12 protein-coding genes are annotated in these 11,103 nt (G+C 38.4%); 5 read left to right on the top strand and 7 right to left on the bottom strand.

Annotated features, from left to right (window positions below; all coding sequences use genetic code 11):
- Nucleotides 1-118: 118 nt before the first annotated feature.
- Nucleotides 119-292, top strand: a complete 174-nt coding sequence (locus ACHJH3_RS11045; RefSeq protein ID WP_407064858.1) for a hypothetical protein — start codon at nt 119-121, stop codon at nt 290-292.
- Nucleotides 293-357: 65 nt separating this feature from the next.
- Entirely contained in the window at nt 358-1,050 is a 693-nt protein-coding gene (locus tag ACHJH3_RS11050; protein ID WP_407064859.1) for a pirin family protein, read from the top strand.
- A gap of 31 nt (nt 1,051-1,081) precedes the next feature.
- On the opposite strand, the gene ACHJH3_RS11055 is transcribed toward ACHJH3_RS11050, so the two are convergent.
- Both ACHJH3_RS11055 and metE read right to left on the bottom strand, forming a co-directional pair.
- A complete protein-coding gene (locus ACHJH3_RS11055) occupies nt 1,082-1,999 on the bottom strand; it encodes a methylenetetrahydrofolate reductase (RefSeq protein ID WP_407064860.1) in 918 nt (305 codons plus the stop codon).
- 40 nt (nt 2,000-2,039) lie between these two features.
- On the bottom strand, nt 2,040-4,301 hold the full coding sequence (gene metE / locus ACHJH3_RS11060) for a 5-methyltetrahydropteroyltriglutamate--homocysteine S-methyltransferase (RefSeq protein WP_407064861.1): 2,262 nt from the start codon (nt 4,299-4,301) through the stop codon (nt 2,040-2,042).
- 537 nt (nt 4,302-4,838) lie between these two features.
- Between metE and rpmI the strand changes: the two genes are divergently transcribed.
- Together rpmI and rplT are read left to right on the top strand one after the other, a co-directional pair.
- Nucleotides 4,839-5,030 carry a 50S ribosomal protein L35 gene (rpmI, locus tag ACHJH3_RS11065; protein WP_169942931.1) on the top strand — a complete coding sequence of 64 codons (192 nt, stop codon included), beginning with the start codon at nt 4,839-4,841 and terminating at the stop codon, nt 5,028-5,030.
- Nucleotides 5,031-5,119: 89 nt separating this feature from the next.
- Nucleotides 5,120-5,476 carry a 50S ribosomal protein L20 gene (gene rplT, locus ACHJH3_RS11070; RefSeq protein ID WP_407064862.1) on the top strand — a complete coding sequence of 119 codons (357 nt, stop codon included), beginning with the start codon at nt 5,120-5,122 and terminating at the stop codon, nt 5,474-5,476.
- Between the two features lie 240 nt (nt 5,477-5,716).
- Here the strand turns inward: rplT and ACHJH3_RS11075 are convergent, their stop codons facing one another.
- The 3 genes from ACHJH3_RS11075 to coaE are packed head-to-tail and all read right to left on the bottom strand — an operon-like array spanning nt 5,717 to nt 7,740.
- On the bottom strand, nt 5,717-6,424 hold the full coding sequence (locus tag ACHJH3_RS11075; RefSeq protein WP_407064863.1) for a glucosaminidase domain-containing protein: 708 nt from the start codon (nt 6,422-6,424) through the stop codon (nt 5,717-5,719).
- Nucleotides 6,405-7,148, bottom strand: a complete 744-nt coding sequence (gene dapF / locus ACHJH3_RS11080; RefSeq protein WP_407064864.1) for a diaminopimelate epimerase — start codon at nt 7,146-7,148, stop codon at nt 6,405-6,407. Before dapF ends, ACHJH3_RS11075 begins: the two co-directional genes overlap by 20 nt.
- Complete coding sequence (gene coaE, locus ACHJH3_RS11085) at nt 7,129-7,740, bottom strand: dephospho-CoA kinase (protein ID WP_407064865.1); 612 nt, start codon at nt 7,738-7,740, stop codon at nt 7,129-7,131. The genes dapF and coaE overlap by 20 nt, the downstream gene beginning before the upstream one ends.
- A 73-nt stretch (nt 7,741-7,813) precedes the next feature.
- Here coaE and purM point away from each other — a divergent pair, with 73 nt between their 5' ends.
- A complete protein-coding gene (gene purM / locus ACHJH3_RS11090) occupies nt 7,814-8,797 on the top strand; it encodes a phosphoribosylformylglycinamidine cyclo-ligase (RefSeq protein ID WP_407064866.1) in 984 nt (327 codons plus the stop codon).
- Between the two features lie 123 nt (nt 8,798-8,920).
- On the opposite strand, the gene ACHJH3_RS11095 is transcribed toward purM, so the two are convergent.
- Entirely contained in the window at nt 8,921-9,499 is a 579-nt protein-coding gene (locus ACHJH3_RS11095) for a DUF2179 domain-containing protein (protein WP_407064867.1), read from the bottom strand.
- Between the two features lie 24 nt (nt 9,500-9,523).
- Nucleotides 9,524-10,702: a replication-associated recombination protein A gene (locus ACHJH3_RS11100; RefSeq protein ID WP_407064868.1), complete on the bottom strand. Its 1,179-nt coding sequence runs from the start codon at nt 10,700-10,702 to the stop codon at nt 9,524-9,526.
- Nucleotides 10,703-11,103 lie beyond the last annotated feature (401 nt).

Genomic DNA, 11,103 nt, shown 5'->3' on the forward strand with positions numbered 1-11,103 from the left:
ACAAAGGTAAAAGTAAAAAAGTTGCTATCGTAGCCGTTATGTGTGCGATAGTTAGATATTTAAAATCCCTTTTTAGCAAGGAAAGATTAATAGCGATAAGCAAAAACTTATCGACATAATGGCCGGTAAGGTTGAGAAATATAAGTCTGTGGGTTCGGGCGGTCAAGCTCTAAATCAAATCCCTAATCCTTTAAACAAAAAAGTGTTTATCGTAAGCGATAGAAACGAAAACGGTAGAATTTCTACAATGTTTACGCTTCCTCACGTTAAAAACGCAAACGAATATCAATAAGCAAAAATTTTAAGCTATCTTTTTAGAAAAAACAACTAATATTCCAAGAAAAAATAGGAGAAAAAATGATTCAAACAAGATATGCGCACGAGCGCGGGCAAGGCGGTGGCGGAGGATGGCTTGATAGCAGGCACACATTCTCTTTTGCCAATTATTTCGATCCAAATCACATGGGATTTTCACACCTTCGCGTTATAAACGAAGACTTCGTAGCTCCTGGTAGCGGCTTTGGGACACATCCTCATAGAGATATGGAGATACTATCTTACGTACTTAGCGGGCAAATAGCTCATAAAGACAGCATAGGAAATGTTAAAACTCTAAGTGCGGGCGAATTTCAGATAATGAGTGCAGGAGCCGGCATAGCTCACTCAGAATACAATCCAAGCAGCACCGATGAGCTGCATTTTTATCAAATTTGGATAGTTCCAAACCAAAAAGGCGTAAATCCAAGATACGAACAAAAAGAATTTGCGCCAAAAGAGGGAGCAACGCTTCTACTTTCGCCAAATGCCGATGAAAATTCATTTAAAATTTATCAGGATATGAAGCTTTTTAGATACCAATACAAAGCAAATTCCACCGAAGAGATCAAGCTTGATGCAAACAGAAAATACTGGCTTCAAGTCGTAAAAGGCGAATTAAGCGTAAATGATACTAAGCTAAAAACAAGCGACGCTTTGGCTATCACCGAAGAGAGCGCGCTTCATATAGATACTTTTAGCGAGGTTGAGTTTTTACTATTTGACTTGGTTTAATTACAAATTTGGCAGATTAGCTCTGCCAAATTTAACCTCTATAACTCACGTTTGTTTTTGATATTATCTCTTTTATCCCCTCAAGAAGCCTCAAAGAAGCCTCTATCTCGCTCTTTCTAGCCGATATGCTTTCTATGTTTGCGCCTACGCTTACGCCCTTTGCGAGGCTATATTTGTAAAGAAAATTAAAAAGCTCCAAGCTTAAATTTACCGACGCACTCAGTATATCTTCGCTATTTTTAAGCCTCTCTTCAAAATAATGCGGTATGCTTATGCCAAGCCACTTCATAAATTCAAGCGTCTTAAGGCTGCCGCAAGGAGTGAATGTAAATATTATCGGCACCTTTTGAATGCTAAGCTTAGAATAATCATCTATAAATTTCTTCGCATTTTCAAGATCATAAACAGCCTGAGTGATAAAGTATTTACATCCGTTTATGGTTTTACTCGCTACTTTTAGATGCTCGCTTGCGTTTTTAGCATGTCGCTCCGGTATGCAAATGCCGCCAAGAAACAGATCAAATTTGCCCTTTTTTGCTATATTATACGCATCATCAAGCCTTAGACTGATATCTTGCTCTTTTGAGCTAGCACCCACAAAAACATTTAAATTTACGCTTTGGGTTTTTAAATTTTGCTCAAATTCAGCCTTGTCGTATTTACCCACAACCTTATAAATAATAGCCTCAACGCTAGTTTTAAGGTAATTTTTATAATACTCCTCGGGCTCAATGGTCTTGATAAACTCAAAAATACGCTCGTTTTTATTTCTATTGCTCTCGTCTTGCAAATCATAAAGCACGATTCCATCGACATCTATGCTCTCTATCCTATCTCGCCAAATTTTAGCTATTCGGTTGCGCTCGGGCTCTTCTAAATGAATTTTTGGAGGGGTTAGTCCATAAAGCAAAATTCCCGGCTCACAGTTTAAAATTTTATCCTTTAGCATACAAAAGCCTTTGATTTAAGCCCCGAAAAGGAGCTTAAATTTATAAACTTCTAGCGATCTTAACCGCTTCGATCATGTTTTTAAGGCTAGGCTTAACTTCTTCCCATTTGCGAGTCTTAAGTCCGCAGTCGGGGTTTATCCACAGCTGCTCTTTTGGGAGCACTTCAAGTAGCGCCTTGATCTGCTCAACCATCTCGCCAACCTCAGGCACGCGCGGACTGTGGATATCATAAACTCCGGGACCAACCTCTTGTTTATAACCGACCTCTTTAAAAATTTTAAGAAGCTCATTACCGCTTCTTGCAGTCTCTATCGATATCACGTCAGCATCCATCGCCTCTATCGTCTTGATGATGTCGTTAAATTCAGAATAACACATATGAGTGTGAATTTGAGTTTTAGCATCCGCCGAGCTTACCGACAACCTGAAACAATCAACGGCAAATTTCTCATACTCGCCTATATTTTCGGCTCTTAGCGGATAGCCTTCCTTAAATGCAGCCTCATCAACCTGAATGATCTTAATGCCAGCGTTTTGCAAATCCGAAATTTCATCATAGATACAAAGTGCAAGCTGCTTGGCGATCTGGCTACGAGGCTTATCATCACGCACAAACGACCAGTTTAGGATCGTTACAGGTCCTGTTAGCATACCTTTCATTATCTTTTTGGTTTTGCTTTGAGCGTAGCTTATCCACTCGACCGTCATCGGATTTGGCCTGCTTACATCGCCAAATAAAAGTGGTGGCTTTACACATCTGCTGCCATAGCTTTGAACCCAACCGTTCTCGCTAAAAGCATAGCCTTTAAGCTGTTCGCCAAAATACTCAACCATGTCATTCCTCTCAGGCTCGCCGTGAACCAACACATCAAGCCCGATATCTTCTTGAAATTTCACGCACTCATCGATATACGCTTTGATATCGGCTTCATAGACTTCTTTTGTGATAAGTCCTTTTTTATAAGCGTTTCTTACCTGCCTAAGCTCTGATGTTTGAGGAAACGAGCCTATCGTAGTTGTCGGTAAAATTCCGTAATCCAAAGTCTCTTTTTGCACCTTTATACGCTCGTTATAAGGTGTATCGCGCTCAAATTTAGTTAAATTTGCAACGCGGCTTGCAACCTCTTTTGAGTGAATCAGCTCGGAATTTACACGAGTAGCTACGGCTTGTTTGTTTTCAGAGTAAATTTTAGCCTCACACTCGCTTAAATTTTCGCCGTTTGCAAGTTTGGTAATGATCTTTATCTCATCAAGTTTTTCCACTGCAAAGCTCAGCCAGCTTTTGATTTGAGGATTTAGCTTCTCTTCGTATTTTAGCGTATAAGGCACATGAAGAAGCGAGCAGCTGGTGCCTATGTAAAAGTCTTTTCCGTTTAACGCAGAGGCGATATCTTTTACAAATTTGACCTTCTCGTCAATGTTGCTTTTCCAGATATTTCTGCCGTCAACCACACCGGCAAAAAGCACCTTGTCGCTGTTTGCTATGACGCTAAGCGCAGATTTGTTTTTATCCGTATGAACAAAGTCAAGTCCGATGCCGTAAATTTTAGTTTTAACCAGCTCATTTACCGCTTTTAAAGCATTTTCAAAATACGTCATAAATACGATTTTAACGTTACTTGCCACACCGGCAAACTCATCGTAAATTTTTATAAACCTAGCAAGTTCTTCGTCTTTGTCAGTTACAAAAATCGGCTCGTCAAACTGAACTAAAATTTCATCATCAAGCTTTGAAATTTCGGCTATCAGCTTTTTGTACTCATTGGTAAGGCTATCAAAATGCTTAAACGCACAACTTCCGTCGGTCGTCTTTGAAAGAGCCAAAAACGTTATAGGTCCGATTAAATTTATCTTGCCCTTAACTCCGTTTATCTTAGCTTCGTTGTATTCGGCGATGATTTTGCTTGAATTCAGGCTAAATTCGCTATCCGAACAAAGCTCAGGCACGATGTAGTGGTAGTTTGTGTTAAACCACTTTGTCATCTCCATAGCAACGCCGCTTTTATTTCCTCTAGCAAGCGCGAAATACTGCTCCAGCCCGCTTAAACTCGCAAATCTCGGCGGCACGCAACCAAAAGTAATGATATTATCAAGCACCAAATCATAAAACGAAAAGTCATTTACGCTGATAGCTGAAATTCCTGCATTTTTTTGATAATCCCAATGTCTGGCTTTAAGCTTTTTTGCGGTATCTTGAAGCGTTGCCTCATCGGTTTTACCCACCCAAAAATTTTCTAAAACCTTTTTTAATTCTCTTTGCTCGCCTATTCTTGCAAAACCTGTTACAAAACTTTTTATCATAATTTTTCCTTCTAAAATCTAAATTTCAATGTGAAAATTCATATCTCAAATTTTGAGCTATAAAAAACAATGGCCAATGGTTAAAATAAATGTTAAATGTGTGATTTTAGAGGCACATGGGCGGATGACATCCGCTTTTTCTGAGTGAGAAGTGAAATTTGTAGTATTCGTTGCCGTAAATTTTAGCGGCAAATTTCAAAAATTGAGAAGCTCTATTTCTAAAAACGCAGTTGCAATGCAACGGACATCCGCTTAAAAACGGGTTGATTCGTATAATTAAAAAAGTGTAATTATTTAAAAAACTCTTCGCAGCTTTGATTTGATCTTTTAATCTAAGCCCGAATTTAAGAAGCCTTAAGCATGGGACATGACATTTTGTAGTCCTTTAAAGTGAATTTGAAGTGGCATTATAAAGATATTTTTATAAAAAATCAAGAGCAAAAGCTGCAAAACAGATAAATTTAAATTTTTTAAAGAAATTTTGGGTATAATCTCGCTCTTACCTAAGCGTAAGAAAAATTTTAAAAGGATTTAGTAATGCCAAAGATGAAATCTGTTCGCGGCGCTGCTAAGCGTTTTAAAGTGGGTAAAAACAAGATTAAAAGAGGCTCAGCATTTAGAAGCCACATTTTAACTAAAAAATCTCGCAACAGAAAAAGAGATTTAAGAAGCCCTCAATACGTTGATAGCACAAATGTCGCAAGCGTTAAATCAATGCTTTGCATGTAATTTAAGTTTTTGACACAAGGTCATTCAAACTCCCCCGATTTTAGGGGCAAGATTCGCTCGGCGAACGCCAATTTGTAAAAAGGATAAATATGGCAAGAGTAAAAACAGGCGTAGTTAGAAGAAGACGCCATAAAAAGGTATTAAAGCTAGCTCGTGGCTTTTACAGCGGAAGACGCAAACACTTTAGAAAAGCTAAAGAGCAGTTAGAAAGAAGTTTAGTTTACGCTTATAGAGACAGACGAGCTAAGAAACGCGATTTCCGCCGTCTTTGGATAGTTAGGATCAACGCTGCTTGCAGACTAAACGATATCAGCTATTCACGTTTCATCAACGGTCTTAAAAAGGCTAACATACAATTAGATAGAAAAATTTTAGCCGATATCGCTATGAATGACCCAAAAGCTTTTGCACAGATTGCTTCTCAAGTAAAGGCTGTTTTAAAATAATTTCAAATTTCTCGCTCGTTTGAGCGAGAAATTCTTTCAATTTCAAAGCTTCACAATCATAATTTAATATTTATAAATAGCTATCAAAATATAATTTTTCTGTTTCTTGGGTGTAAAATCATACACACTCTGCTTATATATAATTACAGCAAAGCAAATTTCGTCACTATCGTTGTTTTAAAATGATGAATTAAAGATTTAAGCATAAGCAAGTTTTATTTATCCGCTATGCTAATTCAATTAATCATACTTTGTTAAATCAAGCTGATTTATAAGCGTCTTTAGCATCTTTACATACTCTTCGCCAAGCTCTGAGTAGTTTTGCATAGTTTCAGCCGCACTAAGTCCGCTAAAAAGCCTGCCGCTTCTTGCAAATTCTGCGCGGGATAACCTAAAATTTTCATATGCAACGTTTGAGTTCAAATTTAGCGCATACATCTGGACAGACTCTTGCAAACTACTAAAAATTCTAATCTTGTGTCGCTTGCCGCGCACCCTATCAAGCGGCACAAGCCCTACTTCTCCCCAAGTATAATGCCCAAAGATATTGTTTGCCTCTTTTGTAAATCTACTCTCGCCCCAACCGCTCTCGATAGCAGCTTGAGCTATGGCCAGCGAAACGGGAATTTCTCTTATCCGCACTAGATACTCATTAACATTAAAAATATGCTTTATATTGTGCTCGCTTGCGATTTTAACTAGCTGTATATAACTATCCTCATCAAGCTCACGCAGACCATGCCTCCAAGCTTGAACAACAAAAGCTACGCAAAATTCGCGCTTTGAAGCTATAACACTATTTACATTTACGATAATTGGCCTAATTTCAGCTACAAAAGCTTCCTTTTTCGCTTTGCCTTTTAAGGTGTAGTATTCATCGCTAAAGCCGGCATTTAAGCTAGTTACGATAAGCAAAACAAGCCAAATTTTACTCCATAAAATTCGCATCAAAGCAGTGTCTTACCTTGCCCTTAAAAAATATCTTTTCATCTTTAAGCCTCAAACCAAGCTCTTCGCCGCTTTTTGGAAAAACGCAAATTTGCTCTTTTAAGCCTAAATTTTTAACTCCTGCGTAAAAGCACGCCGCCATTCCCGTCCCGCAAGCGTTTGTTTCAGCCTCTACTCCGCGCTCGTAGGTTCTAACAAACAAATTTTCGCCTTCAATTTTGGCGAAATTTACGTTTGCATTATGATCTTGACGCATTTGACGAGCCAAATTCTCATCAAAGCCATTTAAATTCTCACAAAAACTAACAAGATGAGGAACGCCAGTATCATAAAAATACCACTCTCGCCCAAACTTACTGAATTTATCGGCTATCTTAAGAGGTTTTGTTAGTTCAACTTCTACTATATCGCCGTTTACGCTACCGCTAACACTTCCTGCGCCCGTAGATAGAGTTATCTCCTCTGTGTTAGTTAGTTTGTTAGTAAATGCATACAAAAGCGCTGCTCTTGAGCCATTTCCGCACATCGCCGCGTAGCTTCCGTCACTGTTGTAAAATTCCCATTTTACGCCATTTTCAAAAGGAAGTAAAACGATAAGCCCATCAGCTCCTACGCCGTTAAATCTATCGCATAAAATTCTAGCTAACTCGCTTCGATCTTCGCTAACAAAGGTGTGAAATATCACAAAATCATTTCCGCTTGCGTTATACTTCGATACTCTCATACGTGCCTTTCAAATTTCTTAAAAACCCATCAACTTGGGCTTGCAAATCCTTTAAATTTCCGCTATTGTCGATAACAAAATCAGCCATTTCGCGCTTTTTTTCTATATCCATTTGAAGCTCTATTCGATTTTTAGCCTCTTCATGACTTAAGCCGTTTCGTTTCATAATGCGATCTATTAAGGTTTTTACAGGTGCGTAAACAACTACTACATAATTAAATTTCGTCTTGCCAAGACCCTCGAAATAAAGCGGAATATCTACAAAATAAGGCAAATTTTTACTCTCAAGTTTGTTGCAAAGCTCATAAATTTTCGCATCTATTCTTGGATGAAGTAAATTTTCAAGCCATTTAAGCGCACTCTTGTCATTAAATACGATTGCGCCAAGCTTTTTTCTATCAATTTTGTCAAAGGACAAAATTTCCTCGCCAAATTTTCTTACAACCTCATCCTTGCAAGCTTCAAGCTCCTCATGAGAAATTTCATCTGCGTCAATCACTTCAAAACCATACATCTTAAGTAGGTTTAAAAATGTGCTTTTGCCACTTCCTATCGTGCCCGTAACCACGAAAGCATGGTTAAATTTCATCAAATTTCGCCTTTGATTTTTAATTCGATTTTAGCAAGTTTTAGCTAAAATTAGGCAAATTTCAAAAAGGGATAAAATGATAAGCTATAAAGACGCAGGAGTTGATATTGACGCCGGAAACAGCTTCGTAGAAAAGATCAAGCCATACGTAAAATCAACTTTTACGCCGCTAGTTTTAGGCGGTATCGGGTCGTTTTCAGGAGCTATAAAACTGCCAAGCGGATATAAAAATCCCGCCATATTGGGAGCTACGGACGGAGTTGGCACAAAACTAAGACTTGCGATTGATGCGGATAAATTTGACACAGTCGGGCAAGACTTGGTTGCAATGTGCGTGAACGACCTTATTTGCAACTTCGCCACGCCGCTTTTTTTCTTAGACTACTACGCAACAGCAAAACTTGACATAAATAGCGCAGCGCAAGTGGTAAAAGGGATCGCCGAGGGTTGCAAACTGGCTCAGTGCGCACTCATAGGCGGAGAAACTGCAGAGATGCCTTCGATGTATGAGGGCAAGGACTTTGACCTAGCGGGCTTTGCGGTAGGAATGGCGGAGATAGACGAGATCGATAGAAGCAAATTTGTCCGTGAAGGAGACGTCATAATCGCACTTCCTAGTAGCGGTCTTCACTCTAACGGCTTTTCGTTAGCAAGGAGGGTTGTTAGTGAGTTAGGGCTTAAATTCGAGGGTAAAATCGGCGATAAAACACTTATAGATACGCTTTTAGAGCCTACTAGAATTTATGTAAAAGAATTTTTAAGCCTAAAAGATAAAATAAACGCCCTAGCACACATAACAGGCGGTGGCTTAGTCGAAAACTTGCCTCGCGTTTTCCCTGACGGACTTGGCGCAAAGATAGAAAAATCAGCTATCAAAACGCCTGAAATTTTTAAAATCATCGCTCAAAAAGTAGAGCCGTCCGAGATGATGAGAACCTTTAATATGGGCGTAGGTATGGTGCTTGTAGCAAGTCCCGACAACACTCAAAGCATCTTAGCGCAATGCGACGGATACATCATCGGTGAAGTTGTTAAGGGCAAAGGTGTAGAGTTAATATAAGTTTATAAATTTTAGTTCCAAAAGATAAAGCGCTTATTTTCATGCTCTTTATCTTTTGTATTTACTGCACATAAATTCGATGCATTGCCAAAAATTTGATGTGTTCTTGCTTTAACAAACTTTCTAGCTTTTAATCTTGTTTAAATTCTGCTCACTTACAGGCACGTTTAGCATAGCGTAGTTTGCATACCTGACATCTTCTATAGAATAAACCGCCCAAGGATTGTGTTTTTTGATTAGCGGAACTATCTCTTTGATTTTGCTGCGATCTATAACGGTAAATACGATATTTACTTCGCCGTCATTTCCTATGGCATCAACTGTTGTAACGCTATGCCCGCGAGATCTTAGTTCGTTTGCCAAGGTGTCTGCTTTTATCTTTGTGATAATTCTTACCGCAACGCTTCCAAGCGCTATTTTATTCTCTATATAAATTCCAAAATAATTCCCAAGAGCAAATCCGAGCGCATAAGCGATGTAGTTTTGCCAGTGATCAAGATGCTGCATGACTTGAGTTATAGCCATCAGCCAGACCATGATCTCAAAAAACCCGAGTATAGGCGCTATCAGCCTTTGACCCTTTGAGACAAAGATAATCCTAACAGTACTTATCGTAACATCAATAATCCTAGCAAGACAGATAAGCAAAGGAATACCTACAGCCTCAAACCAAGCACTCTGAGTAATAACCGACAAATCCATATCAACTCCGATTAAAATATGTAATTATACTTTCTTTTTAATTTTTATCAGCCACTCTTCAAGCGTCTTTTCAAATCCTATGCCGTTATTTTCGTAAAATTTAAGCGGTTTTGCCAGATACTTTTGCTCGACCCAACCGCCAAAACTATGCGGATACAGATAGTCTTTCGCCTCAGGAGAAGTATTTATAAGATAGGGCGGAATTTTAAGAGGCGGCTCATTTTTGACATATTTTAAAGCCTCATTTATCGCCTTATAGCTTGAATTTGACTTTGGAGAACAGGCTAGATAAACAGCGCATTGTGCTAAGATTATACGCGCTTCGGGATAGCCGATTTTACTAACTGCAAGCATAGTGTTAGTGGCTAAATTTAAGGCATTTGGGTTAGCATTACCCACATCTTCACTTGCAAATATCACCATCCTGCGAGCTATAAAATCAGCGCTTTCACCGGCGTCAATAAGCCTTGCAAGATAGTATATAGAAGCGTTTTCATCGCTTCCGCGCATGCTTTTTATAAAAGCGCTTGCCAAACGGTAGTGCGTGTCATCCTCGCTAATTCCTTCGCTAACAGCGTTAGCCCGAAGTATTTTTAAATTTTCAAGAGTTATATCAGGACTTAAATTTAGCGCAAATTCAAGCAAATTTAAAAAACTTCTCGCATCTCCGCCGCTACTTTTAAACAGATACTCTTTAGCGTCATCATCTATTTGAAATTCCACCTCGTCACTCACTCTCTTAAGCAGTTTTTCAAAATCAACCGAATTTAAAGGCTTAAACTCAAAAAGCATCGAACGGCTTCTGATGCCCGAGCTAAGAGTAAAGTATGGATTTTCGGTGCTTGCGCCTATTATGATCGCCTTGTAATTTTCCATAGGGATTAGTAGCGCTTCTTGCTGAGTCTTGCTTAGACGGTGAATTTCGTCAATGAAAAATAGCGGTTTATTTAAAGCGTTTTCATAGTTTTTTAGGATTTTGCGAAACTCGTCTATCTTTAAATTTCCGCCGTCAAATTCATAAAAATCATAGCTCATCGCTCCTGCAACGACTCTTGCAAAGCTGGTTTTGCCGCATCCCGCAAGCCCATAAAATATACTATGCGGGATCTTTTCATTTTTGATAAATTTTTTAAAAATCTCTACGATATCTTTTTGTCCGCAAATTTCATCGAGCGTTTTAGGTCGAAATTTAAGAGCAAACATAAACTTCCTTTTTATGGCGACAGGCTTTTGTTTTGTTGATTATATTAGAATTTGTATTAAAGTGGGTTTTATGGGCCAAAAAGAGAATTTGAAGGCAAATTTATGCCTTCAAATTTGAGTTAAAATTTCACAAATCAATAATCTACAAAATTTTAGCTTTAGCACTTATATATTTTATTTTAAGCTCGTAAATATAAAGATGATTTAGCCCGTGAAAAGCCGCAGTTGTAAATCATCCTGCTAAAAGGAATTTCTCTTTGCTCTTCATCTACGTATTTGTTGATCAAAGAGTTGTCTCATGCGTTATCAATACATTTATTTAATCTTGTATGATTACCCCCCTACAAATCAAAAATCTAAATATACATTTTTGTATATTGATTTCTGATTTCATTTTTTCT

The organism is Campylobacter canis (assembly GCF_045504005.1).
GTDB lineage: Bacteria > Campylobacterota > Campylobacteria > Campylobacterales > Campylobacteraceae > Campylobacter_A > Campylobacter_A canis.